General features: G+C 59.3%; 20 protein-coding genes and 1 riboswitch. Of the genes, 11 read left to right on the forward strand and 9 right to left on the reverse strand.

Translation table 11 applies throughout. From position 1 onward, the window contains the following. Position 1: 1 nt before the first annotated feature. Entirely contained in the window at positions 2 to 1111 is a 1110-nt protein-coding gene (gene apbC, locus ACKLKD_RS16710) for an iron-sulfur cluster carrier protein ApbC (RefSeq protein WP_025713094.1), read from the forward strand. On the opposite strand, the gene ACKLKD_RS16715 is transcribed toward apbC, so the two are convergent. After that, entirely contained in the window at positions 1108 to 1569 is a 462-nt protein-coding gene (locus ACKLKD_RS16715; protein ID WP_025713093.1) for a GNAT family N-acetyltransferase, read from the reverse strand. The genes apbC and ACKLKD_RS16715 overlap by 4 nt on opposite strands. Continuing rightward, complete coding sequence (locus ACKLKD_RS16720) at positions 1544 to 1861, reverse strand: RcnB family protein (RefSeq protein WP_025713092.1); 318 nt, start codon at positions 1859 to 1861, stop codon at positions 1544 to 1546. The genes ACKLKD_RS16715 and ACKLKD_RS16720 overlap by 26 nt, the downstream gene beginning before the upstream one ends. A 183-nt stretch (positions 1862 to 2044) precedes the next feature. Between ACKLKD_RS16720 and ACKLKD_RS16725 the strand changes: the two genes are divergently transcribed. Continuing rightward, positions 2045 to 2944, forward strand: coding sequence for a LysR family transcriptional regulator (locus ACKLKD_RS16725; RefSeq protein ID WP_080924815.1), 900 nt, complete (start codon positions 2045 to 2047; stop codon positions 2942 to 2944). On the opposite strand, the gene ACKLKD_RS16730 is transcribed toward ACKLKD_RS16725, so the two are convergent. Continuing rightward, positions 2934 to 4277, reverse strand: coding sequence for an NCS2 family permease (locus ACKLKD_RS16730; protein ID WP_087805347.1), 1344 nt, complete (start codon positions 4275 to 4277; stop codon positions 2934 to 2936). The two genes, ACKLKD_RS16725 and ACKLKD_RS16730, sit on opposite strands and share 11 nt — an antisense overlap. Positions 4278 to 4279: 2 nt before the next feature. Next, positions 4280 to 6091, reverse strand: a complete 1812-nt coding sequence (locus ACKLKD_RS16735; protein WP_087805349.1) for an adenine deaminase — start codon at positions 6089 to 6091, stop codon at positions 4280 to 4282. Positions 6092 to 6211: 120 nt separating this feature from the next. Here ACKLKD_RS16735 and ACKLKD_RS16740 point away from each other — a divergent pair, with 120 nt between their 5' ends. Beyond that, a complete protein-coding gene (locus tag ACKLKD_RS16740) occupies positions 6212 to 7135 on the forward strand; it encodes a LysR family transcriptional regulator (RefSeq protein ID WP_117141023.1) in 924 nt (307 codons plus the stop codon). A gap of 86 nt (positions 7136 to 7221) precedes the next feature. On the opposite strand, the gene ACKLKD_RS16745 is transcribed toward ACKLKD_RS16740, so the two are convergent. Next, positions 7222 to 9198, reverse strand: a complete 1977-nt coding sequence (locus ACKLKD_RS16745; RefSeq protein ID WP_025713087.1) for an alkyl/aryl-sulfatase — start codon at positions 9196 to 9198, stop codon at positions 7222 to 7224. 203 nt (positions 9199 to 9401) lie between these two features. Here ACKLKD_RS16745 and ACKLKD_RS16750 point away from each other — a divergent pair, with 203 nt between their 5' ends. Then, on the forward strand, positions 9402 to 10037 hold the full coding sequence (locus ACKLKD_RS16750; protein WP_087805351.1) for a helix-turn-helix domain-containing protein: 636 nt from the start codon (positions 9402 to 9404) through the stop codon (positions 10035 to 10037). 67 nt (positions 10038 to 10104) lie between these two features. On the opposite strand, the gene ACKLKD_RS16755 is transcribed toward ACKLKD_RS16750, so the two are convergent. Continuing rightward, a complete protein-coding gene (locus ACKLKD_RS16755) occupies positions 10105 to 12081 on the reverse strand; it encodes an alkyl/aryl-sulfatase (RefSeq protein WP_087805353.1) in 1977 nt (658 codons plus the stop codon). 230 nt (positions 12082 to 12311) lie between these two features. Next, a riboswitch (TPP riboswitch) is annotated at positions 12312 to 12409 on the forward strand. A gap of 34 nt (positions 12410 to 12443) precedes the next feature. Between ACKLKD_RS16755 and thiM the strand changes: the two genes are divergently transcribed. The 3 genes from thiM (at position 12444) to fbaB (ending at position 15214) form a co-directional block, all read left to right on the forward strand. Further along, the gene (gene thiM, locus ACKLKD_RS16760) at positions 12444 to 13217 is read left to right on the forward strand and encodes a hydroxyethylthiazole kinase (RefSeq protein ID WP_087805355.1); all 774 of its coding nucleotides are present in this window, start codon (positions 12444 to 12446) and stop codon (positions 13215 to 13217) included. After that, positions 13214 to 14014, forward strand: a complete 801-nt coding sequence (gene thiD / locus ACKLKD_RS16765; protein ID WP_025712744.1) for a bifunctional hydroxymethylpyrimidine kinase/phosphomethylpyrimidine kinase — start codon at positions 13214 to 13216, stop codon at positions 14012 to 14014. Before thiM ends, thiD begins: the two co-directional genes overlap by 4 nt. A gap of 147 nt (positions 14015 to 14161) precedes the next feature. Next, on the forward strand, positions 14162 to 15214 hold the full coding sequence (gene fbaB / locus ACKLKD_RS16770; protein WP_025712743.1) for a class I fructose-bisphosphate aldolase: 1053 nt from the start codon (positions 14162 to 14164) through the stop codon (positions 15212 to 15214). 81 nt (positions 15215 to 15295) lie between these two features. Here fbaB and ACKLKD_RS16775 read toward each other — a convergent pair whose 3' ends face one another. Then, positions 15296 to 16237, reverse strand: coding sequence for a sugar-binding transcriptional regulator (locus ACKLKD_RS16775; protein ID WP_025712742.1), 942 nt, complete (start codon positions 16235 to 16237; stop codon positions 15296 to 15298). Between the two features lie 206 nt (positions 16238 to 16443). Between ACKLKD_RS16775 and dalD the strand changes: the two genes are divergently transcribed. The 4 genes from dalD (at position 16444) to ACKLKD_RS16795 (ending at position 21343) form a co-directional block, all read left to right on the forward strand. Continuing rightward, positions 16444 to 17811 carry a D-arabinitol 4-dehydrogenase gene (dalD, locus tag ACKLKD_RS16780; protein WP_087805357.1) on the forward strand — a complete coding sequence of 456 codons (1368 nt, stop codon included), beginning with the start codon at positions 16444 to 16446 and terminating at the stop codon, positions 17809 to 17811. A gap of 9 nt (positions 17812 to 17820) precedes the next feature. Further along, complete coding sequence (xylB, locus tag ACKLKD_RS16785) at positions 17821 to 19284, forward strand: xylulokinase (protein WP_087805359.1); 1464 nt, start codon at positions 17821 to 17823, stop codon at positions 19282 to 19284. Positions 19285 to 19354: 70 nt separating this feature from the next. Then, complete coding sequence (gene dalT, locus ACKLKD_RS16790) at positions 19355 to 20632, forward strand: D-arabinitol transporter (protein WP_025712739.1); 1278 nt, start codon at positions 19355 to 19357, stop codon at positions 20630 to 20632. Positions 20633 to 20680: 48 nt separating this feature from the next. Next, on the forward strand, positions 20681 to 21343 hold the full coding sequence (locus tag ACKLKD_RS16795) for an HAD family hydrolase (RefSeq protein ID WP_080897461.1): 663 nt from the start codon (positions 20681 to 20683) through the stop codon (positions 21341 to 21343). A gap of 268 nt (positions 21344 to 21611) precedes the next feature. Here ACKLKD_RS16795 and yegS read toward each other — a convergent pair whose 3' ends face one another. Both yegS and yegQ read right to left on the reverse strand, forming a co-directional pair. After that, a complete protein-coding gene (gene yegS, locus ACKLKD_RS16800; RefSeq protein WP_165931776.1) occupies positions 21612 to 22508 on the reverse strand; it encodes a lipid kinase YegS in 897 nt (298 codons plus the stop codon). Positions 22509 to 22750: 242 nt separating this feature from the next. Beyond that, complete coding sequence (gene yegQ / locus ACKLKD_RS16805) at positions 22751 to 24112, reverse strand: tRNA 5-hydroxyuridine modification protein YegQ (protein WP_080897462.1); 1362 nt, start codon at positions 24110 to 24112, stop codon at positions 22751 to 22753. Between the last annotated feature and the right edge of the window lie 211 nt (positions 24113 to 24323).

Below are 24323 nucleotides of genomic sequence, written 5' to 3' on the forward strand. Positions count from 1 at the left end.
GATGAATTCGCAATCCCAGGCCAAATCCCCTGAGCGCCTACGTGCGATGGTCGCCGGGACGCTGGCCAATTTCCAGCACCCAACCCTGAAGCATAATCTCACCGCCCTCAAGGCGCTGCACCATGTCGCCTGGCTGGACGATACCGTTCATATCGAGCTGCAGATGCCGTTCGTCTGGAGCAGCGCCTTCGAAGCGCTGAAAGCCCAGTGCAGCGCCGAACTGCTGCGCATCACCGGGGCGAAGGCTATCGACTGGAAGCTGACTCACAGCATCGCGACGCTTAAGCGGGTGAAAAACCAGCCCGGGGTTAATGGCGTGAAGAACATTATTGCCATCAGCTCCGGCAAAGGCGGCGTTGGTAAATCCTCTACTGCCGTAAACCTGGCGCTGGCCCTGGCCGCGGAAGGGGCGAAGGTGGGCATTCTGGATGCCGATATCTATGGTCCGTCGATTCCGACCATGCTGGGCGCCGAAGACAGTCGCCCGACTTCGCCGGACGGCACCCATATGGCGCCGATCATCAAGTATGGCCTGGCCACCAACTCTATCGGCTACCTGGTGACCGACGACAACGCCATGGTCTGGCGTGGTCCGATGGCCAGCAAGGCGTTGATGCAGATGTTGCAGGAGACCCTGTGGCCGGATCTCGACTACCTGGTGCTGGACATGCCGCCGGGCACCGGCGACATCCAGCTGACCCTGGCGCAGAACATTCCGGTGACCGGCGCGGTGGTGGTCACCACGCCGCAGGATATCGCGCTGATCGACGCCAAAAAAGGCATCGTGATGTTCGAGAAAGTGGAAGTGCCAGTGCTGGGGATCGTGGAAAACATGAGCATGCATATCTGCAGCAACTGCGGGCACCACGAGCCTATCTTCGGCACCGGCGGCGCGCAAAAACTGGCCGAGAAATACCACACCCAGCTGCTGGGCCAGCTGCCGCTGCATATTACGCTGCGGGAAGATCTGGATAACGGCACGCCGACGGTGGTGGCGCGTCCGGACAGCGAGTTTACCGACATCTACCGCCAGCTGGCGGGCCGGGTGGCGGCCCAGATGTACTGGCAGGGAGAAGTGATCCCGGGTGAGATTGCCTTCCGCGCCGTTTAAGGCGGCGGCGAGCGCATCAGCCAGTATCTGCCCTCGGGCGACGCGCCCTGTGCTTCGATGGTCCAGCCATGACGCTGGTAGAAGCGCAGGGCGTTTTTATTTTCCATCAGGCACTTCAGCGTTCCGCTGGCGGTAAAGGTCCGTTCGACCTGCGCCAGCAGCGCGCTGCCGATATGTTTGCCCTGCCAGTCGGGGTCGACAAACAGATGGTGAAGGAAATTATCGGCGGTCCATACGGCGGCAAAGCCCACCGGCTGGCCGTCGCATTCTGCCACCCACAGCTGTTCATCCGCGGTGGCGGCATCGAAATCCTCCAGCCGCCACGCCGCGGCGGGAAGCCAGGTCCACGACACACTGCGCGCCCGCAGGAAGATCTGGCGCAGCGCGGGAGAGTCCGCTGGCTCGCCGGGTCGCACGTGGAGGTTGCGCGGATCAGCGGTGATAGAAGATCTCGCCATCGTACACTTTGAGGATTTTGCCTTCGGTATCGGTGATCAGCACGTAGTTACCGCCCATGTAGGTCCAGTGGCTACCGGCGTCCGGCGCTGGCAGATTACGCTGCTGCCACTGTTTGATGTTGTATTCCGGGGTGAGGTACATCGGCGGAACGGTGTCACCGATGTGGAACTGGGTGAAGTCGGCGGTGAACTCTTTCAGCGCATACTGATCGATCCCCGCGGCAGTAGCCGTCCAGCTGGCGCCAGCGGTGGCAAGAAGTACGCCCAGAAGCATCATTTTTGTTTTACGCATAGTTTCCTCAATATTACCTGGACTCAAAATAGCAGCCTCGTATCATTCCTGATGCGTTGCTGAAATGGCAAGCACTGGATTTTTAAAAAGTGTAAGCAAAACACGGCGCAAGTCTTGCGCCGCTTGCGTTGCGGCGACGGTAATGCGTATTTTGGGAGCAATCTGAAGCAGGGGAGAATCGGCATGTTCAGGCTGGAAGATCTGACCTTATTTGTCCGCGCCGCGGCACTGGGCAGTTTTAGCGACGCGGCGCGCGAGGCCGGGCAGCAGCCGGCGCAGGTGAGCGCGGCGATTAAACGTCTGGAGACGATCCTCAATATTCGCCTGTTTGCCCGCTCAACGCGCAGCCTGCGTCTGACGCCGGAGGGAGAGACCTGGCTGCCCTATGCCACCCAGATGCTCGATACCCTCGAGGCCGGCCTGCAGAAGATCCAGACCCCGGACGATGAAATTCGCGGCATGTTGCAGATTGCCGTGCCGTCGGATCTCGGGCGTAACCTGCTCCTGACCCTGTTCCGCGATTTCCGCCAACGCCACCCGGCGCTGCGTCTGCGGCTGCTCTTTTCCGACCAGCTGACCGACGTGTTTAAAGATCCGGTGGACGTCGCCTTTCGCTATGGCAATAACGACGATGCTTCGTTTATCTCGCTGCCGGTGGCGCCGGAAAATCGCCGGGTGCTGGTGGCCTCGCCTGAGTGGATCGCCCGCCACGGCGAGCCGCAGACCCTCGAGGAGCTTGGCCAGCACAATGCGTTGATCTACATTTTGCGCGGCCGGCCGTTCGACCGCTGGTCGCTCAGCCTGGACGGCGTGGTTCAGCAGCAGAAGGTTTCCGGCACGGTGATGAGCGACGACGCCGAGGTGATCCGTCGGCTGGCGGTGGCCGGGGAGGGCATTGCCTATAAATCGATGCTCGACGTCAGCGACGATCTGCGGGCGGGACGCCTGCGGCGCCTGCTGCCGCGCTATCAGGGGGATGTAGTGCCGTTGAATCTGATTTGTCCGCACCGCAAACAGCTCTCTGCCGCGGTGCGTTTGTTATATGAAGAGGTGAAATCACATTGTGAAGGGCTTAATGTCTGACTAAGGTCGCGAAGTAATACACCAGCGGGACGGCCAGCACCCACAGGCCAATCGGGATTTCCCGTCCCTTGCCGGCGATAGCCTTGATCACAATGTAAAACAGCAGCCCGCCGGCAATTCCGGTACCGAAGCTGTTGGCGATAAGCGTAATCATCACCATCATCAGCACCGGCAGCCCGTCGGTGAAATTGCCAAGATCCACTTTGCGCAGGCCGCTGAACATGTTCAGGCCAATCAGGATCAGCGCCGGGGCGGTGGCTTCTTTCGGGATCATCAACGCCACCGGCGTGAACAGCAGCATCAGGAGGAACATTACCGCCGCCGACAGGGCGGTGAGGCCGGTTTTGCCGCCGGCTTCCGCTGCCGCCGAAGACTCAATCAGCGCCGTCGCCGCCGGGATCCCCACCCATGGGCCGAGCGCGGCGGCAATCGAATCGACCATAAACGGGCGATTAATCTGCGGCATGTTGCCTTCGTCATCCAGCAGACCCGCCTCGCCGCCCACCGCCAGCGTTGTCCCCATGGTGGAGAAAAACTCAGAGGCGAAAAAGACGAACAGGAACGGCAGGAAGGCGATGTTTAACGCCCCCAGCAGGTCAACCTGTCCCAGCACCGGGGTTAGCGAGTGGGGGGCATCGATAAAACGTGTCGGCAGATGGGTGACGCCGAAGGGGATGCCCACCAGCGTGGCGAAAAGAATGGCCCACAAAATGGCGCCCGGTACCTTACGTGCCTGCAGGGCTATCGCCAGAAACAGGCCGCACAGCGCCACCAGCGCGCCTGGAGCGAGAAAGTCGCCGAGCGTCAGCGCGTTGGTTTTCGCATTGGCCAGCACCAGTCCGGCATTGCGAAAGCCGAGGACGGCGACAAACAGGCCGATGGAGGCCGTCAGCCCCAGCTTGATCGACTGCGGCACCGAGCGGGTGACCACTTCACGCAGGCCAAAGCGGGTCAGCAGGAAGAAGAGGATCCCCGACCAGCAGGCAATCCCGAGGCCAGTCTGCCAGCCAATCCCTTCGCTACCGGCCAGCGTCACCCCCACCAGCACCGAGCCGCCAATGCCCGGGCCGACGATAAACGGCAGGTTGGCATAAAACGCCATCAGCAATGAGCCGACGACGAAGACCAGAATGGTGCCGGTGGTGGCGGCGCCTTTGTCCATCCCGCCGATCGCCAGCAGCCCCGGAATGACCACCAGTAAATAGGCGGCGGCGAGAAAGCCGGTGATCCCGGCCAGGCATTCGGTGCGTAGCGTGCCGCCGCGAGCGCGCAACGCAAAGCGGCGCTCCAGCCAGTTAGCGCGGGCGGAAGAGTGAAGTGTGTTATCGGCCATGCTCAGGCTCCCTGAGGATTATTGTTGTGATCGATTGGCTCCGGGATCTCCCGGCAGGCTATCAACGGGTCGACAATCTGACGGCTGCCGCCGTCGGTCAGACCCAAATCGGTTAAATGCGGCCCGGCGTTACAGGCAAGGCAGGTGCCTTCAATGGCCTTGAACACCCGGTACGGCGGCTCCCAGTCGGCGACTTTGCTGCTCAGATCGCGCAGCTCGCGGAACTGACGCGCCAGCTCGGCGGCCGGAAGATCCGACAGCATGCCGGCAATCGGCATCGCCACATGGGCAAGGATCTCACCCTGTTGCGCCAGCGCCATCCCGCCGCCGGAGGCGATAAGCTGGTTGGCCGCCCGCGCCATATCATCAGCGTCGCGCCCGAGCACCACCAGATTGTGCGAGTCGTGGGAGTAGCTGGTGGCGATGGCGCCGCGCAGCTCGCCCCAGCCTTCGAGCAGGGCGATTTGCGGCGTCGCCTGGTGGCGGCCATGGCGGTGCTTAACCCAGATCAGGCTGAAGCCGGCGGGCAGCTGGACCTTTCCGTCACGAACCTGCACTTCCACTTCGCCCCACTGGGTGAAGCGCGCGCCGCGGATATGGCGCAGGCGGGCGACGCCGTGGCGAATGCCCTGGAGGCGCAGAACAAAGTCATCGGCGCACAGGGGGGCGATCTGTAAGGTATCGCGCGGCGGGGTGACGCCCGGCGCGGGGGCGATCGGCTTTAGCAGGCGGCCGGCATGGGCCAGCCGTTCCCCTCCAACGTAGACTTCACGGGCCACCAGTTTCTCCAGGGAATCAAACACCACCAGGTCGGCGCGCCGTCCGGCGGCAATCAGCCCGAGGTCGTGGCGCTGCAGGCGAATAGCGGCGTTGAGGGTGGCGAAACGCAGGGCGTCGACCGCCGGTAAACCGTGCTCGATCAGCAGATTAAGCAGGGCGATGATCCCGCCTTTCTCCAGCAGCATATCCGGCGGCACGTCATCGGTGCAGACGGTGATTTGCGAGGAGAGGTGCGGCAGCGTGTTTAACGCCGCGACGATATCCGGCAGCAGATAGGGGTGCGAGCCGCGGATCTCGATCGTCAGCCCGGCGCGCAGTTTTTCCAGCGCATCGTCCGCCGAGGTCAGTTCATGATCGGAGGTGACGCCGGCGGCGAGGTACGCCTGCAGGTCAGCGCCGCTCAGGCCGCGGGCGTGGCCTTCAATCAGTTTGCCGCTGTTAAGACCGGCCTGGACAATCTCCTGCATCCGCTCGCTACCGTGCAACACGCCGTGCATATCCATCACTTCCGCCACACCGCGCACTTCCGGCCAGCCGAGCATGGTTTCCATCTCCGCGCCGGCGAAATCGGCACCGGACATTTCGAGGCCGGGCGTGGAGGGGACGCTGGACGGGGCGGCGACCATCACCTGCAGCGGCAGATGGCGGCTGGCGTCCACCGCGTAGCGCACGCCAGCGACGCCGAGGACGTTGGCCAGCTCATGCGGATCCCAGAACACCGCGGTGGTGCCCTGGGTGAGGACGATTTCGGCATAGCGCTCCGGCGGCAGGTGCGAGCTTTCGAGGTGGACATGGGTGTCCATCAGGCCAGGCGACAGGTAGTTGCCGGCCAGGGAACGCACTTCATGGGCGTCGGCGCGGCTGCCGCGCGGGTGGACGCTGGCGATCATCTCGCCGACGATACCAACGTCAGCGGGGCGAATTTCGCCCGTCGCCATATCGACGATCTGCGCATCGACAAGCAGCAGATCAAACGGGGATTCGCCGCGCGCGGCCTGTACGGCGCGACGGCGGACTTGAGCATTGCTGGACATAACCACTCCGGCACAAGGATAATGCGGATACTCTAGGGGCACAGCAAACGTTTGCCCAGATGAATAAATTTATCACCCGATAAGCTCGGGTTATTGTGCAGGACCAGCGTAGCGAACCCGATGATGAACGAACCCTGGCAGCGTCTGCCCGCGCTCTCTCTTAAACAGCTTCAGTATTTCGTCACCCTGGCCCAGCTGCGCCACTTCACCGATACCGCCAGTCGGCTGGCGATTAGCCAGCCGGCGCTGAGCAGCGCCCTGCGGCAGATTGAAACGGTGCTCGGCGGCAAGCTGGTCAACCGTACCGCTTCGGCGGTCACCCTGACTGAACTGGGGGCGGCGATTTTACCCCACGCTCAACGGATCCTCAGCGTGGCGCAGGCAGCCTTTTTCGATATGCAGCAGATCGTCGAGGCGGGCGGCGACGGGACGGTGCGCATCGGTCTGGTGCCGTCGGTCAGTTCGCTGCTGTTTCCGCTGCTGCCGCAGACTCTGGCCCAGGCCTTTCCGCGTCTGCGTATCGAATTTCACGATCAGACCAACGATGCGCTTATCCAGGCGCTGCAGCGCGGCGAGATTGATTGCGGCATCGGGGCGATCGACAGCTCACTGCCCGCTGAACTGCTGGTCTATCCGCTGCGCGAAGATCCCTTCGTGGCGGTGCTGCACCGTGACGATCCGCTGGCCGCGCATCCGCATTTGCCGTGGAAACAGCTGGTGGGGCGGGATATGGCCGTGTTCTCGAAAGGTAATATTCAGCGGCTGGTGGCGGCATTAGTGGAAAGCCATCGCCTGACGCTGACCACACGCTACCAGGTGGACTATATCGAAACCCTGTATGGCCTGGTGCGCTCGCGTCTGGCGGTGGCGATCCTGCCAGAGCTGTACACCACCCATCTGCAGGACCCGGCGCTAAAGGTCGTTCACCTGCAGCAGCCAGCGCTGACCCGTACGGTGGCGCTGATGCGCGGGCCGCAGGCCCTGCCGCCGCTCATTGAAGCCTGTTTTTCCCTGCTGCAGGCCGAATTGCGCCAGGGCAGGTAGGCGAACCGCCTCTTTTTGTGCGTTGAGCGGTGGCAAAAAAATCCCCCGCGACCAGACCGGCGACGGGGGATGTCAGCGTTAAACGCTTACGGTGTGACGATATTGAACCAGAAGGCAAAGGTGTCCATGTAGCTCAGCATCTCGTCGAGCTTAGCGCCATTACCGCTAATCTTGACCTCGCCCTGAGCCTCAGCCTGCTTCAGGGTTTCCTGCTTGAGGATAATCTTATTCAGGGCATCGCGACTCAGGGCGATGCTGGCATCGGCATTGTCCGCCACCGCATTGGCGGTATGGTTTAACACACCGTTTTCCAGCTCCAGTTTGTACTTGCCGCCGTCTTTGCCCAGGTCGATGTTGAAGACCGCTTTCGCCGCCCCGGCTTTTTCGCCATTGATATGCACCGCGAGGTAATCGAAGAACATTTCTGGCGTCATCGCCCGCACGGTATCCGGGCTGGCGGTGTTTGGCGTCGGCAGTTTCTGCACGCCGTTACGCAGCTCCTGGGCGCCGGTGAGGTAGAAGTTGCGCCAGGTCCCGGCTTCCGCCTGATAACCGAGCTGCTCAAGGGCGTCGGCTTCCAGATCGCGCGCCTGCTGATTGTGCGGATCGGCGAAGACGATTTTGCTGGTCACCTGGGCCACCCAGCGGTAGTTCCCCTGCTGGTAGTCGGCTTTGGCTTTCTGCATGATCGCATCAGCGCCGCCCATATATTCCACGAACTTCTTCGCCGCCTGTTCTGGCGGCAGCTCGTCGAGGGTGGCCGGGTTGCCATCAAACCAGCCGAGATAGAAGACGTAGGTCGCTTTTACATCGTGGCTAACGGAACCGTAGTAGCCGCGGCTCGACCACTGTTTCTCCAGGGAGTCCGGCAGCCTGAAGCTGGCGGCGATCTCATCGCGGGTCATGCCTAAGTTCGCCATCCGCAGAGTCTGGTCGTTGATATAGCGATACATATCGCGCTGACCTTTCATCAGCTTAACGATATTATCGTTCCCCCAGGTCGGCCAGTGGTGCTGAGCGATAATCACTTCCGCCTCGTTGCCCCAGCGGTCGATGGCGGCGTTGATGTATTTCGACCACGCCAGCGGATCGCGGATTTTGGCGCCGCGCAGCGAGTAGGTGTTGTGCAGGGTATGGGTCACATCCTCTGCCGCCTCGATCATTTTCTTCTCTTTGACATACCACAGCATTTCCGACGGCGCTTCCGAGCCCGGCGCCATCATAAAGTCATAGGTCAGGCCGTCGATCACCTCCTGCTGACCGGTATGGGTAATGTAATGGGTCGGCGGGATCAGCGTAACGGTTCCTGCCGAGGTGGTGGTGCCGAGGCCAGCGCCGACCTGGCCCTTGGCGTCCGGCTTCAGCAGGTTACCGTACATATAGCTGGCGCGGCGGCTCATCGCAGTACCGGCCATGATGTTCTCGGAAACCGCTTCCTCCATAAAGCCCGCGGGGGCGTAAATCTTCACTTTACCGGCTTTCACGTCGGCTTCATTGACTACGCCGCGGATACCGCCGTAGTGGTCCACATGGCTGTGGGTAAACAGCACCGCCACCACCGGTTTTTTCGGCCGGTGGGCAAAATACAGCGCCAGCGCCTCTTTAGCCGGTTCGGCGCTCAGCAACGGGTCGATGACCGTAATCCCGGTTTTACCTTCGATAATCGTCATATTGGAAAGATCGAGATTACGGATCTGGTAAACGCCGTCGGTGACTTTGAATAAGCCGCCGATGTTGAGCAATTGCGACTGTCGCCACAGGCTGGGATTGACGGTGTCTGGTGCCTTTTCACCTTCTTTAACAAAATTATATTTGGCGGGATCCCAGATAATATTTCCCTGTGCGCCTTTGAGCATCGTCGACGGCAGAGGGGCAATAAAACCCTGATGGGCATTATTAAAGTCGGTTTTATCCGCGAACGGCAGTTTGCGGTATAGCGCCTGGTTCGCCTCACGCGTGGCCGGTGTGGCATCCTGTTGTGGCGCGGCGGCGAAGGCGGTGATTGATAAAGAGGATAACATTCCGGCCAGGGCCAGGTTTTTGGCTATCTGATTTAATTTCATTACTATCTCTCAGGTAATTTATTCCGCGGAAATAAAAGCAATATTTCCCGTTTTTAAAATGAATGGCTTGTGGTTTATTCTAAAGACAAATATTGCGCTGAATAGTCCCATATGGGACTGGCGCGTGGTCGCTTAAGGATCCGCTCGTCTTTGCCGGAGGAGGACTGCTATACTGTTGCTAACGGCAAAGGCGAGGGCAGAGGATGAATTTTCAGGAAATACATAGTTATTATAAAACGTTAGCCATCGCCGACTTTTTTGCCGACATCGTTACGGAAGGTGAAGAGATTATTCTTACCGCCAATAAAAAATGGCGCCCGGAGTTGGGTTATATTTATTTTTGTACCGAGGGTTCGTTATCAATATTAATGCCGGATGATGGCTTGAGTATTGGTAATTCCATTGAGCATATGCCAATTGGCCTGATGGAGCGGTATTGCCCGCTGGCGAAATTTGAATATACCGGCAGCGCTCCGGTGACGCTGCGTAAAATTACCTACGCGACCTTCGATCGGCTGTTTATTGCCAATCACCCACAGCGCTTTGAGGCGCTGGCGAAAGTGCTGGTGTTCATGAGTATCTTTACCATCGATCTGCACAATGAACGCCGCCAGGTCACCAGCTATCAGACGATTCGCCCCATGCTGTATCGCTATCTGTATCGACAGCATACGCATGAGGGGGAAAATGAGGGGCTGGCGTTATTTATCATCAGGCGTACCAATCTTTCACGCACCCATGTGTTTCGCGTGCTGGCGGACTTAAAGGCGGGAGGATACATCACCATGAAACGCGGCAAGCTTGTCTCTATCGATCGACCGCTGCCTGCAGAGTACTAAACGTCGCTGAGAAGGTAACAAGGCGGCATTCTCCGCCCTGCTACCCACGACGCCAGTCAGCGAATCATTACGGCGTTACAATGTTAAACCAGAAGTCAAACGGGTCCATATAGCCCAGCATTTCATCGAGTTTAGCGCCGTTACCGCTGATTTTAACTTCCCCTTTCTCTTCCGCCTGCTTCAGAGTCTCTTCTTTGAGAATGATTTTATTCAGGGTGGCGCGATCCAGCGTCAGGGTGGTATCGGCCTCTTTCGCTTGCGCATTCGCGGTGTGGTTCAGCACGCCGTTTTCCAGCTCCAGCTTATATTTGCCGCCGTCACTGCCCAGATCGATATTGAACACCGACTTCGCGTTACCTGCTTTCTCGCCATTGATATGCACCGCCAGGTAATCAAAGAACATTTCCGGGGTCATGGCGCGGACGGTGTCCGGGCTGGCGGTATTCGGGGTCGGGCCTTTCACCACACCGTTACGCAGCTCCTGGGCGCCGGTGAGGTAGAAGTTACGCCACGGGCCGGATTCCGCCTGATAGCCTAGCTGCTCCAGGGCATCGGCTTCCAGATTACGCGCCTGCTGGTTATTAGGATCGGCGAAGACAATTTTGCTGACCACCTGGGCGACCCAGCGGTAGTTACCCTGGTCGTAATCCTCTTTCGCTTTCTGCAGGATGGCATCGGCGCCGCCCATGTACTCAACGAATTTCTTCGCCGCTTCTTCCGGCGGCAGTTCGTCGAGGGTGGCAGGGTTGCCGTCGAACCAGCCGAGATACAGCACGTAGGTGGCCTTCACATCGTGACTGACCGAGCCGTAGTAGCCGCGGTTAGCCCAGGTGTTGGCGAGGCTGTCCGGCAGCGTAAAGTTAGCGGCGATTTCATCGCGGGTCAGGCCTTCGTTAGCCATCCGCAGGGTCTGATCGTTGATGTAACGATACAGGTCTCGCTGGCTCTTCAGCAGGTTAACCACGTTTTCGTTGCCCCAGGTCGGCCAGTGGTGCTGAGCCATAATGATCTCAGCCTTATCGCCCCAGCGAACGATCGCCTGGTTGATATATTTTGACCACGGCAGCGGTTCACGGATCTTCGCCCCGCGCAGCGAGTAAGTGTTATGCAGGGTATGAGTGACATCTTCTGCGGATTCGATCAGTTTCTTCTCTTCGATATACCACAGCATTTCTGACGGCGCTTCGGAGCCCGGCGCCAGCATAAAGTCGTAGGTCAGGCCGTCGATGACTTCTTTCTGGCCGTCCTTGTCAATAATGTTGGTTGGCGCAATCAGGGTGACGGTACCCGCAGAGGTGGTGGTGCCCAGACCGGCGCCCACCTGGCCTTTGGCGTCGGGTTTCAGCAGGTTGCCGTACATATAGCTGGCGCGGCGGCTCATGACGTTCCCGGCCATGATATTTTCCGCCACGGCGGCTTCCATAAAGCCGGACGGCGCGTAGATTTTCACGTTGCCCGCTTTGACGTCGGCTTCATCAACCACGCCGCGCACGCCGCCGTAATGGTCAACGTGGCTGTGGGTGTAGATCACCGCGACGACCGGTTTTTTGCCGCGGTTTTGGTAGTAGAGATCCATCCCAACTTTGGCGGTTTCTGCCGAGACCAGCGGGTCAACGACGGTGAGCCCCTCTTTGCCCTCTATGATCGTCATATTGGAGAGATCGAGGTTGCGGATCTGGTAGACCCCATCGGTCACTTCAAATAGGCCGCTGATGTTGATCAGCTGCGACTGCCGCCACAGGCTCGGGTTCACTGTCTCCGGCGCTTTTTCCCCTTCTTTGATGAAGGCATACTGACCCGGATCCCAGATGATATTGCCTTGTTCGCCTTTAATGACCTCCGGCGGCAGGGCGGCAATAAAGCCTTTATGCACATTGGTGAAATCGGTGTTATCGGAGAAGGGGAGTTGATTGTAGAGGGCATCGTTCGCTTTTTTGGTCGCTTCGGTCGCCTCTTTGGCTGACGTATCCGCCCAGGCGGCGAAAGCGAGACTATTTAACAAACCCGCTAACGCTAACCCTTTAACTATCGGGGTCAATTTCATTGGAATCCTCATTAATGGCATGGTTCGTTCGGTTTAACCGATATAACGCAGGTGACTGTTTGTTAAAGATTTTTTAAATATAACTATGCATTAACAAACATCCATTTTTGTTTACAAAAAAAGTGAGTTTTACTCCTTATGTAGTACGGCTACAGAAGGGAAAAGAAATCAGGTTGGCTTGTGTTACCGCGCCACATTTCGTACCCTGCTGACTGAAAATGTTGTACCGCTTTTATGACTCGGGGTGCCCTTCTTCGTTGAAGGCTGAGAAATACCCGTACCACCTGATCTGGATAATGCCAGCGTAGGGAAGTCAGAGACCGCAGGGTCATTGCTTCCCCCTCGTCTGGCGGGAGCAAACCATGCCTGAATTGCTGAATCCTGCGTCTGTCGCGCACCTGCGCCATCTGCTGCGCGCCCATTCCCCCCTTGTGCACTGCATGACTAATGACGTGGTGCAGACCTTTACCGCCAATGTCCTGCTGGCCGTCGGCGCCTCGCCGGCGATGGTGATCGATCCCCGCGAAGCGGCGCAGTTTGCCGCTATCGCCGATGCGCTGTTAATTAACGTCGGTACCCTGACCGAAGATCGCGCGGTGGCGATGCGCGCCGCGGTGGAACGCGCCCGCCAGGCCGGCAAGCCCTGGACGCTGGATCCGGTGGCCGTCGGTGCCTTGACCGTGCGCACGGCCTTTTGTCACGAGGTGCTGGCCCTGCAGCCGGCGGCCATTCGTGGCAATGCCTCTGAAATTCTGGCACTGGCCGGGATGAGCGCCGGTGGGCGCGGGGTGGATACCACCGATACGGCCGCCGCGGCGTTGCCGGCGGCCCAGGCGCTGGCCGGCCAGTTGACTACCATTGTGGCGGTTACCGGCGAGGTGGATTACGTCACCGACGGCGAGCGGGTGCTTAGCGTGGCGGGGGGCGATGCGCTGATGACCCGGGTGGTGGGCACCGGCTGCGCGCTGTCGGCGGTGGTGGCGGCAAGCACGGCACTGCCGGGAGACCGGCTGGAAAATGTAGCCGCTGCCTGCGGGCTGATGAAGCAGGCCGGGAAGATCGCCGCCCGCCAGGGAGGCCCTGGCAGCTTTATTCCGGCGTTTCTCGACGCGCTGTATCAGGAGGTGCAGGGATGAAACGCATCAACGCCCTGACTATTGCCGGCACCGATCCCAGCGGCGGGGCCGGTATCCAGGCCGATCTGAAAACCTTCTCCGCGCTGGGCGCCTACGGCTGCTCGGTGATCACCGCCCTGGTGGCGCAGAATACCTGTGGCGTGCAGTCGGTCTATCGCATCGAACCAGATTTTGTGGCGGCGCAGCTCGATTCGGTGTTCAGCGATGTGCGTATTGATACCACCAAAATCGGCATGCTGGCGGAGACCGATATTGTGGAGGCCGTGGCCGAGCGGCTGTCGCGCTACCGGGTGGCCAACGTGGTGCTGGATACGGTGATGCTGGCGAAAAGCGGCGATCCGCTGCTGTCGGCATCGGCGGTGGAGACCCTGCGTCAACGATTGTTGCCGCAGGTGTCATTGATCACCCCGAACCTGCCGGAAGCAGCCGCGCTACTCGATGCCCCCCATGCGCGCACCGAGCGCGAGATGCTGGAGCAGGGGCGGGCGCTGCTGGCGCTGGGCTGCGGCGCGGTATTGATGAAGGGCGGCCATCTCGACGATGCCGAAAGCCCGGACTGGCTCTTCACCCGTGAAGGGGAACAGCGGTTTACCACGCCGCGGGTACAGACTAAAAATACCCACGGCACCGGCTGCACGCTCTCTGCGGCGCTGGCGGCGCTGCGCCCGCGTCATGCGGACTGGGCGGCCACCGTCGCCGAGGCGAAGGCCTGGCTGTCGGCGGCCCTGGCGCAGGCCGACTCTCTGGAGGTGGGCCACGGCATTGGGCCAGTGCACCATTTCCACGCCTGGTGGTAAATGGCAGCGCAACGGGACAGCAGAATCTCCTGAAAAAATGGCCCCCCGGCTGGAAAATAGGCTAAGTCGGTACCAGGCTTAACCTGCCCAAAAAAATTGGGTTGGGATAATGCATGCCGGCTTCGGCCGGCCTTACGGGAGATTGCTATGACTGATATTGCGCAGTTGCTTGGCAAAGATGCCGACAGCCTTTTACAGCACCGTTGTATAACCATTCCTGCCGACCAGCTGTATCTGCCGGGCGCAGATTATGTTGATCGGGTGATGGTGGATAACAACCGACCACCGGCGGTGCTGCGGAATATGCAGACTCTATACAATACTGGACGCCTGGGGGGGACCGGCTACCTTTCCATTCTGCCGGTCGACCAGGGCGTAGAGCACTCGGCGGGCGCCTCCTTCGCCGCCAACCCGCTGTACTTTGATCCGAAAAATATCGTCGAGCTGGCCATTGAGGCCGGCTGTAACTGCGTGGCGTCGACCTACGGCGTTCTTGCCTCCGTGTCGCGCCGATATGCGCACCGCATCCCTTTTCTGGTGAAGCTCAACCATAACGAAACGCTGAGCTACCCTACCGAATACGACCAGACCCTCTACGCCAGCGTTGAGCAGGCGTTCAATATGGGCGCCGTGGCCGTGGGCGCGACGATCTATTTTGGCTCGGAGCAATCGCGTCGCCAGATAGAAGAGATCTCCGCCGCCTTTGAGCGGGCGCATGAGCTGGGCCTGGTCACCGTGCTGTGGGCCTATCTGCGTAATTCGGCGTTCAAGAAAGACGGCGTCGACTACCATGTTTCCGCCGACCTGACCGGGCAGGCCAACCATCTGGCGGCCACCATCGGCGCCGATATCGTTAAGCAAAAGATGGCGGAGAATAACGGCGGCTATAAAGCGGTTAACTTCGGCTATACCGACGATCGGGTGTACAGCAAACTGACCAGCGATAACCCTATCGATCTGGTGCGCTACCAGCTGGCGAACTGCTATATGGGCCGCGCCGGGCTGATTAACTCTGGCGGCGCGGCGGGCGGGGAGACCGACCTTACCGACGCGGTGCGCACGGCGGTGATCAATAAACGCGCCGGCGGCATGGGGCTGATCCTTGGCCGTAAAGCGTTTAAGAAATCGATGGCCGACGGCGTGAAGCTGATCAATGCCGTGCAGGACGTCTACCTTGACGGGAAAGTGACTATCGCCTGATAAGCCCCACGCTCGTCGGGTTCCCCGGTGGCGCGACGCGCACCGGGGTTAACGTTTTGTATGGGTCTTCAGCCTGCGCCGTTAGCGGGTCAACAGCCAGCGGGCGGTATGTTCATCGGTCACCAGACCATTGATCCAGCCGCCTTTAAGGGCCGCCAGGATCGCCGGCCGTTTGTATTCTCCACACGCCGCGGCAATACGCGGGCAGTGGTTCTGACGGATATCATAGCTGGTGATCATGCGGTTGATCTCGCTGTCTACCACGTTGCCTTCGGCATCAATAAACCGTCCGAGGATCTCCCCGATGCCGCCGCGCGCGGTCAGCTCATCCATTTGCGCCTGATTAATAAACCCGTCCTTAAAAATTGGACTTTGCGTGCCCAGGGGACCAATGCCGACAAAAATTACGTCTGCCTCGCGGGCGACGCCGGAGACGCTGCGGAATAAGCGGTTGCTGCACCACATCTCATACTCCTCCGCGCTCTGGGCGTAGCGCGGCGCCGGCCACTGATAGTACTTGGCCTTTATTTTGCGGGTTAGCAGCAGGGGCACGTCATCGTAATAATTGCACTGCCCGTCGGCATTCATGGCGCTGATCAGCGCCACGCAGCGGGTATTCAGGCTGTCAAAATCGATGCGCTGCAGCGCTTTTTTCAGGGTCAGGCCCGAGCCCAGACCGATAATTTTCTCTTTATCATCCTGTAAATAGCGAGCCATCAGCTGATAGCAGCCAAACGACACGCTATCGAGGGTGCTCTCTTCGCTGAAGGCGGGGACCACATTGCACTCGATCAGTTGATACTTTTCCTGCAACAACTGCGCATAATCGAGGCAGTTTGCCACCGGATGGTGCAGATTAATCGACACAATCCCTTCTTCTTTCGCGGCGGCGATCAGCCGTTGCACCACCGGTCTGGAGGTGCCCAGCTGGCTGGCGATCTCGCTCTGATTCTGACCGGCGATGTAGTACATCCACGCGGCACGCACCTTCTGATCCATCCGGATATCGTCTTCTTTACTCATGGTTTCCCGCCCTAAGTTGCTGACCAGGGCTCGCAATTGGCCCGGCGAATACCCGCATTCTCGCCGTGGTTGGGATAACTGGCAAGCTTTTGCTCTTATCTGGTCATTTGTAATTTAATTGGGTAATTGTTCTTTTGTGATCCACGGCTCTTATTTTGGTCAAATGATCAATTACAGTGGCGCCATCAACTCAAGGAGAGCAGAACATGAACAATCAATTCACTTGGCTTCACATCGGTCTGGGTTCTTTTCACCGCGCGCATCAGGCGTGGTATCTGCATCGTCTGATTGCGTCCGGGGATAAGCGCTGGCACATCGCGGCGGGAAATATTCGTAACGACGCCGAGCAGGTGGTCCAGGCGCTGGCGGCGCAGGGAGGACGTTACGTCCTGGAAACCGTCAGCCCGGAAGGGGAGCGCGACTATGAAGAGATCACCTCAATCCAGAAACTGCTGCCGTGGCAGGCCGGGCTGCAGCCGCTGATTAACGAGGGGGCAAACCCGCAGACCAAAGTTATCGCCTTTACCGTGACGGAAGGGGGGTACTACCTGAACACCCGCCATCAGCTGGAAACCAGTAACCCCGATCTGCAGGCCGACCTGCAAGGCGAGTGCAAAACCATTTACGGTACCCTCGCGCGGATCCTGGAAAAACGCATGGCGGACAACGCCGGGCCGCTGACCCTGCTCAACTGCGATAACGTGCGCCATAACGGCGAGCGTTTTCACGACGGGATGGTGGAGTTCCTGCAGCTCACCGGCAAACAGGCGGTCATTGACTGGATGGCGGCCAATACCACCTGTCCGAACACCATGGTGGACCGCATCACCCCGCGTCCGGCGGCCGATCTGCCGGCCCGTATCAAAGCGCAAACCGGGATTGATGACAAAGCGCCGGTGATGGGGGAGACCTTTATCCAGTGGGTGGTGGAGAACCACTTCCGTGATGCCCGCCCGAACCTGGAAGCGGTCGGCGTGGAGATGGTCGAGTCGGTCATCCCGTATGAAGAGGCGAAAATCCGCATTCTGAACGCGTCGCACAGCTGCATTGCCTGGGCGGGAACCTTAATTGGCCAGCAGTATATTCATGAAAGCAAGCTGACCGATGCTATCTACGCCATTGCCGACCGCTACGTCACGGAGGATGTCATCCCGTGCCTCGGCGATAACGGCATTGATTTGCCGACCTACCGGGATGTGGTGCTTAAGCGCTTTACCAACCCGTATATCCAGGACACCAACCAGCGCGTCGCCGCCGATGGCTTCTCGAAAATTCCGGCGATGATCGCCCCCACGCTGCAGGAGTGCTATCAGCGCGGCGTTCGCCCTGAGGCGACCGCCATGCTGCCGGCGCTGTTCTTCGTCTTTATGGAGCAGTGGCATAAGGGAACGCTGCCGTATGAGTACCAGGACGGCATCCTGGATGCGCAGGCGGTGCATGAAATGTATGAGGCTCAGGATCCGGTGGCTGTCTACGCTCGCGATAAAGCCCTGTTTGGTGACCTGGCCAACAACGCGGATTTCCTGGCGCTGATGCGCGAGAAAGTCGCCGCCGTTTACACGCTGATTAAATAAGAGGTGGCTATGTATCTGGGTATCGATCTCGGCACATCGGAAGTCAAAGCGCTGGTCATTGATGAGAACTATGAGGTTATCGCCAGCCATAGCGCGCCGCTGAGTATTCAGCGGCCCCATCCGCACTGGTCAGAACAAGCGCCGGAGTTATGGTGGGAGGCGACGGAGTATCTGATGACCACGCTGCGGGAAAAATGCGCGCAGCACTGGCCGGCCATCAAGGCGATTGGCCTCTCCGGGCAGATGCACGGCGCGGTGTTGCTGGATGAAAAGGGGGAGACGATCCGTCCGGCCATTCTGTGGAACGACACCCGCTGCGCTGCAGAGTGCGCCGAGCTGGAGGCGATGGCGCCGGAGCTGCATCAGGTGGCGGGAAACCTGGCGATGCCGGGCTTTACCGCGCCGAAGCTGCTGTGGGTGCGCCGTCACGAGCCGCAAAACTTTCAGCGCACCGCCACGGTGCTGCTGCCGAAGGATTATCTGCGTTACCGGATGACCGGGAAGAAAGTCTCCGATATGTCGGACGCCGCCGGGACGCTGTGGCTGGACGTGGCGAAGCGCGACTGGTCCGACGCTCTGCTGGATAAGTGCGGCCTGTCACGCAGCCAAATGCCGACGCTGGTCGAAGGCTGCGAGGTTTCTGCCACCCTTGACCCGCAGGTGGCGGCGCGCTGGGGGCTGAACGCCTCGGTGGTGGTGGCCGGGGGCGGCGGTGATAACGCGGTCAGCGCCATTGGCGTCGGCGCGGTCTCGCCGGGGGATGCGTTTATTTCGCTAGGTACCTCCGGGGTGCTGTTTGTGGTGACCGACGCCTATCGTCCGGCCCCGCAGTCGGCGGTGCATGCGTTTTGTCACGTGCTGCCAAACCTGTGGCACCAGATGAGCGTCATGCTGAGCGCCGCCAGCTGTTTGCAGTGGTTCTGCCGCCTGATCGGTACCACGGAAGTGGCGCTGCTGGCGGAAATTGCCGAACTCAGCGAGGAGGAGAAAGCCCACGCTCCGTTCTTTTTGCCCTATCTCTCCGGTGAACGTACTCCGCATAACGATCCTGATGCGCGCGGCATGTTCTGGGGCCTGACCCACGCCAGCCTGCGCGCGCAGCTTGGCTACGCGGTGCTGGAAGGGGTGAGCTTTGGTATCAACGACGGCCTGCAGGTGTTGAAAGAGAGCGGTACGTCGATCGCGCAATGCTCGCTGGTGGGCGGCGGCGCCCGCAGTCCGTTCTGGGCCCAGCTGCTGGCCGATATTCTCGCTATGCCGGTGGTGACCCATAAAGGGGGAGAGACGGGCGGCGCCCTGGGTGCGGCGCGGCTGGCCTGTCTGGCAGCGGGCAAACCGATTGCCGCGGTGTGTGAGAAACCGGAAGTCTGGCAGACCTGGCGTGCGGATCCGCTTCGCCACCACTCTCTGATGCAACGCTACGCGCAGTTTAAGGCGCTGTATTTTAACGATCTGAGTTATCGGCAGCACTGATTTTCATCATAACAGCCGCTGCGTTGCACGTCGCGGAGCGGCCACCCTGTACCCTGAAAACGAGGTCATTATGTCTATCAATAATAAACAGTGGCTCGGTTTACCCCTGAACCTGCTCTGGGGATACATTGCCATTGCCGTATTTATGACCGGCGACGGTTTTGAATTAGCCTTTCTGTCGCACTATATCAAAGCGCTTGGCTTCTCCCCGGCGGAGGCCTCCTTTGCCTTTACCCTCTACGGCCTGGCCGCCGCGCTGTCGGCGTGGATTTCCGGCGTGGTGGCGGAAATTATCACTCCGCTGAAAACGATGATGATTGGCTTCGTGCTGTGGTGCGTGTTCCACGTGCTGTTCCTCGTTTTCGGCCTCGGTCACGCCAACTATGCGCTGATCCTGATTTTCTACGGCATCCGCGGCTTCGCCTATCCGCTGTTCCTCTACTCATTTATCGTGGCGATTGTCCATAACGTCAAAAGCGACAATGCCAGTTCGGCCATCGGTTGGTTCTGGGCGGTGTATTCCATCGGCATCGGCGTGTTTGGCAGCTATATTCCGAGCTTCACCATTCCGCACATTGGCGAACTGGGGACGTTGTGGCTGGCGCTGGCCTTCTGCGTCGCCGGGGGCGTGATTGCCCTGGCTTCCCTGCGCCATATTCAAACGCCGCAGCATATGCAGAATCTCACCACTCGCCAGAAATTTTCCGAGCTGGGACGCGCCGCGACGCTGCTCTATACCAACCGCAATATTCTGCTGTCGAGCATGGTGAGGATTACCAATACCCTCTCGCTGTTCGGCTTTGCGGTCATTATGCCGATGATGTTTGTCGATGAGCTGGGCTTCACCACCTCAGAATGGCTCCAGGTATGGGCAGTCTTCTTCTTCACCACCATTTTCTCTAACGTGCTGTGGGGGATCCTGGGGGAAAAACTGGGCTGGATGAAGGTGGTGCGCTGGTTCGGCTGCATCGGTATGGCGCTCTCCAGCCTGGCGTTTTACTACATTCCTCAGCACTTTGGCCATAGCTTTGCGATGGCGCTGATCCCCGCCATCGCCCTCGGGATCTTTGTCGCCGCCTTCGTGCCGCTGGCCGCCGTGTTCCCGGCGCTGGAGCCGAAGCATAAAGGCGCGGCCATTTCGGTTTATAACCTGTCGGCGGGGATGTCGAACTTTCTCGCGCCGGCGATTGCCGTGGTGCTGCTGCCGTTCTTCAGCACCATCGGGGTGGTGATCGCCTATACCGCATTGTACGTGGTGGCCTTTTTCCTCTGCGCTTTTATCCGCGTGGAGCAGCCGGGGTTCTCCCATAAGGAAACGACCGCCTCCGAGCAGGTTGAATTCTCTTAGGTGATGCGGCTGGTATGAAGCGCATGCCAGCCTTTATGAGGTGAACGAATGGATATGCAGGCGGTTATTTTTGACATGGACGGCGTGATTATTGATTCCGAGGCGCTGTGGCGACAGGCGCAGATTGACGCCCTCGCGCAATGGGGAGCAACGGCGAGCGTGGATGAATGTGAAACCCTGACCAAAGGCAAACGTCTTGATGAAATCGCCGGCACCTGGTGCCGCTATTTTCAGCTCAACCTTGCCCTGTCGTTGCTGGAAGACGCCATAATGCAGCGCATCACCGGCCTGATTGCCGCGAAAGGCGAACCGATGCGCGGGGTGCTTGAGGCGTTACGCTATTTTCGCGAGGCGGGCTATCAGATTGCGCTCGCCACCTCATCATCCCGCCAGGTTATTGCCGCGGTGCTGAACAAGCTCTCGCTCTGGCATTTTTTCGACGTGGTCTCCAGCGCGGATGATGAACCACGCGGCAAGCCGCACCCGGCGGTGTATTTGACGACGTTGCGTAAGCTCAACCTTGCGGCCAGCCAGTGTCTGGTGATTGAGGATAGCTTTACCGGCTTTTGCGCGGCCCAGGCCGCCGGTATTCCCACGGCGGTGGTTGCCGAAGACAGCCAGCAGGAGCGCTATCAGGCCGCCGTGGGTCGGTATCAAACCTTACCTGAACTGCTGGAAGCGCTTACCGCGGAGCCAGCGGTGGCGGTATAAGTCAGCCATTTGTGGGCGCAGACATTCCCGGGATGTAGCTGGTCGGTTAATCTCTTCTCTGCGCTCACACCCCTTTTATTGCCTTAATCCGCTCAGGAGCTGCACCGGCATCCGTCGCCGTACCGGTGTTGATGCCGGGTGGCGGCTGCCGCCTGACCCGGCCTACATTGACTCACCGGCTGGCGCGGCGCTTATTCGGGCGACATAAAATGTGCGGACCATAGGCCCGGCCAGCGCAGCGTCGCCGGGCGATGGGCTCCTGTCCGCCTCAGCGTAGCAGCGGGCAGTCGGGCGGCAGTCGGCAGCGCAGGGCCGCCGGTAACAGCTCCATACGGAAGGTTTTGCCGCTGAGCGGCTCGCCGTCAAGGTTAAACGTCATCTCATGGGGGGCGGTGATCTCAAACCACGAGGAGACACCGTCAACAATATTCGGCGAGTTTTCCGGATTCGCCAGCGTGCTGAACAGGGCAGGGATCAGCTCTTCGCCGGTGAAAATACGTAGATGCAGCAGACCATCGTTAATTAACGCCTCCGGACACAGCTGCTGGCCGCCGCCCGCCTGGCGGCCGTTGCCGATGCCGATGACCAGCGCATCGCCCTGCCAGTGAAAGTTCTCCCCGCGGATCTCACAGCGGTCCGGCTTCAGGGTATCCATACGCATCAGGCCGTGGATTAAATACGAGACACCGCCGAGCGCGGCTTTGAGTTTTTCCGGCGTTTCGGTGGTGATCCGGGTGCCGAACCCGCCGGTCGCCATATTAATAAAGCCGGTTTTATCATTAACCCGGGCGATATCTATCGGTACATCGCGGCCGACGATCGCCAGCTTCAGGGCGCTGGCCAGATCCTGTGGAATACCGACGCTGGTGGCGAAGTCGTTAGCCGTGCCCAGCGGTAAAATCCCCAGCGCCATGTTGCTGCCGCGCTCCACCAGCGCGGTCGCCACTTCATTAATGGTACCGTCGCCGCCGCCGGCGATCACCGTTTCAACATTCAGCTGCCGGGCTTCATCGATATAGCGCACGGCATCGCCCTTTTCCCAGGTAACGCGGACGTGAATATCGATCCCTTCGTCGCGTAACAGGTTAACCGCCTCGCGTAGCTGCGGTTCATTGGCACCTTTGCCGTTAAGGATCAGTAAGCTGGCTGGAAACGTAGACATCATCAAGGGAACCTTTATTGCTCAGTGTTGCATAAAGTGTACCGCATGACGAAAGCGAGGACCGAAGGAGAGACAAAAAAATAAGCCCGCGTAAGGGAGATTACGCAGGCTAAGGAGGTGGTTCCTGGTACAACTAGCATTTATGGGTTATGTTTTTCAGCGAAATGGATGATACCTGTTTCAATCGAAACGGTATGTGATCCGATTCTAATATCCTTACATCGTGAAAAAATAACGCAAATTAACTAGTTACCGTGCGGGTTTCTGGTTGTCTGACCAGTAAAGTTGCGCATCAGCAGCGCATACTGCAGGGGCAGGTCGTCCGGCACAGGCAACCATACGGTATAACCGTCGCCCGGAGCCACCGGCATGGCTTCACCTTTGCCATTTTCCATATGCTCGAGGGTGAAGTTGACGTTACCCTGCGGGGTCATCAGCTCGAGGCTGTCGCCGACGCTGAACTTATTTTTTACCGCCACGGCCGCCAGCGGGCCGTTACGCTCCCCGGTGAATTCGCCGACAAACTGCTGGCGCTCGGAGACGGAGTAGCCGTACTCGTAGTTCTGATAATCGTCATGAGTATGGCGGCGCAGGAAGCCTTCGGTATAGCCACGGTGGGCCAGCCCTTCCAGCGTCTCCAGCAGGCTGGTATCGAACGGTTTGCCGGCGGCGGCATCGTCGATCGCTTTGCGGTAAACCTGAGCGGTGCGCGCGCAGTAGTAGAAGGATTTGGTGCGGCCTTCGATCTTCAGCGAGTGAACGCCCATCTGGGTCAGACGCTCAACGTGGGCGATAGCCCGCAGATCTTTCGAGTTCATGATGTAGGTGCCGTGTTCGTCCTCAAAGGCGGTCATGTACTCGCCTGGACGTTTAGCTTCCTCAATCATAAAGACTTTATCGGTCGGCGCGCCGATGCCGAGGGTGGGCTCCACGGTCTGCACCGGGATCGGCTCATATTTGTGGACGATATTGCCGACGTCGTCTTCTTTACCTTCCGCCACGTTGTATTCCCAGCGGCAGGCGTTGGTGCAGGTCCCCTGGTTCGGATCGCGCTTGTTGATATACCCGGAGAGCAGGCAGCGGCCGGAATAGGCCATGCACAGCGCGCCGTGGACGAAAATCTCAATCTCCATCTCCGGCACCTGGCGGCGAATCTCTTCGATTTCATCCAGCGACAGTTCACGGGAGAGGATCACACGGGTCAGGCCCATCTGCTGCCAGAATTTAACCGTCGCCCAGTTGACGGCGTTGGCCTGCACCGAAAGATGGATCGGCATATCAGGAAAGTTTTCCCGCACCAGCATGATTAAACCCGGATCGGACATGATCAGCGCGTCCGGACCCATCTCCACCACCGGCTTCAGATCGCGAATAAACGTTTTCAGCTTGGCGTTATGCGGGGCGATGTTGACCACCACATAGAATTTTTTACCCAGCGCGTGGGCTTCATTGATGCCGAGCTGCAGATTTTCGTGATTGAATTCGTTGTTACGCACGCGCAGCGAGTAGCGCGGCTGGCCGGCATAAACGGCATCGGCGCCATAGGCGAAAGCGTAACGCATATTTTTCAGCGTTCCCGCCGGGGAGAGGAGTTCAGGTTTAAACATGGTGTTCTCGTTCTGATGACAGGTCAGATTCGCCGCACCCGGTGCGGCGAGTTGGGGAGTGTCCCCACATTAAGGGCGGGCATTGTAGCGCCGCGGCGAAGGGGAGTAAATATCAGATGGGTATCTTTCAGTATGGCTAATTTGTTTGCCATTTTTAACCTGGGCAGTGCTCACACTGACAGCACTAATAACGCCTGGCGGGATAGGCGCT

The organism is Klebsiella sp. 10982 (assembly GCF_048589245.1).
In the GTDB taxonomy this organism is placed as follows: domain Bacteria; phylum Pseudomonadota; class Gammaproteobacteria; order Enterobacterales; family Enterobacteriaceae; genus Klebsiella; species Klebsiella quasivariicola.

What these genes read in the sequence shown, in the direction of transcription:
- ACKLKD_RS16755 (WP_087805353.1), bottom strand. Translation starts at nt 12,081, where the DNA reads ATGAAATTGACCCCGATAGTTAAAGGGTTAGCGTTAGCGGGTTTGTTA.
- thiM (WP_087805355.1), top strand. Translation starts at nt 12,444, where the DNA reads ATGCCTGAATTGCTGAATCCTGCGTCTGTCGCGCACCTGCGCCATCTG.
- ACKLKD_RS16715 (WP_025713093.1), bottom strand. Translation starts at nt 1,569, where the DNA reads ATGGCGAGATCTTCTATCACCGCTGATCCGCGCAACCTCCACGTGCGA.
- dalT (WP_025712739.1), top strand. Translation starts at nt 19,355, where the DNA reads ATGTCTATCAATAATAAACAGTGGCTCGGTTTACCCCTGAACCTGCTC.
- dalD (WP_087805357.1), top strand. Translation starts at nt 16,444, where the DNA reads ATGAACAATCAATTCACTTGGCTTCACATCGGTCTGGGTTCTTTTCAC.
- xylB (WP_087805359.1), top strand. Translation starts at nt 17,821, where the DNA reads ATGTATCTGGGTATCGATCTCGGCACATCGGAAGTCAAAGCGCTGGTC.
- ACKLKD_RS16735 (WP_087805349.1), bottom strand. Translation starts at nt 6,091, where the DNA reads ATGTCCAGCAATGCTCAAGTCCGCCGTCGCGCCGTACAGGCCGCGCGC.
- yegQ (WP_080897462.1), bottom strand. Translation starts at nt 24,112, where the DNA reads ATGTTTAAACCTGAACTCCTCTCCCCGGCGGGAACGCTGAAAAATATG.
- ACKLKD_RS16745 (WP_025713087.1), bottom strand. Translation starts at nt 9,198, where the DNA reads ATGAAATTAAATCAGATAGCCAAAAACCTGGCCCTGGCCGGAATGTTA.
- ACKLKD_RS16775 (WP_025712742.1), bottom strand. Translation starts at nt 16,237, where the DNA reads ATGAGTAAAGAAGACGATATCCGGATGGATCAGAAGGTGCGTGCCGCG.
- apbC (WP_025713094.1), top strand. Translation starts at nt 2, where the DNA reads ATGAATTCGCAATCCCAGGCCAAATCCCCTGAGCGCCTACGTGCGATG.
- yegS (WP_165931776.1), bottom strand. Translation starts at nt 22,508, where the DNA reads ATGATGTCTACGTTTCCAGCCAGCTTACTGATCCTTAACGGCAAAGGT.
- ACKLKD_RS16725 (WP_080924815.1), top strand. Translation starts at nt 2,045, where the DNA reads ATGTTCAGGCTGGAAGATCTGACCTTATTTGTCCGCGCCGCGGCACTG.
- ACKLKD_RS16730 (WP_087805347.1), bottom strand. Translation starts at nt 4,277, where the DNA reads ATGGCCGATAACACACTTCACTCTTCCGCCCGCGCTAACTGGCTGGAG.
- ACKLKD_RS16720 (WP_025713092.1), bottom strand. Translation starts at nt 1,861, where the DNA reads ATGCGTAAAACAAAAATGATGCTTCTGGGCGTACTTCTTGCCACCGCT.
- ACKLKD_RS16795 (WP_080897461.1), top strand. Translation starts at nt 20,681, where the DNA reads ATGGATATGCAGGCGGTTATTTTTGACATGGACGGCGTGATTATTGAT.
- thiD (WP_025712744.1), top strand. Translation starts at nt 13,214, where the DNA reads ATGAAACGCATCAACGCCCTGACTATTGCCGGCACCGATCCCAGCGGC.
- fbaB (WP_025712743.1), top strand. Translation starts at nt 14,162, where the DNA reads ATGACTGATATTGCGCAGTTGCTTGGCAAAGATGCCGACAGCCTTTTA.
- ACKLKD_RS16740 (WP_117141023.1), top strand. Translation starts at nt 6,212, where the DNA reads ATGATGAACGAACCCTGGCAGCGTCTGCCCGCGCTCTCTCTTAAACAG.
- ACKLKD_RS16750 (WP_087805351.1), top strand. Translation starts at nt 9,402, where the DNA reads ATGAATTTTCAGGAAATACATAGTTATTATAAAACGTTAGCCATCGCC.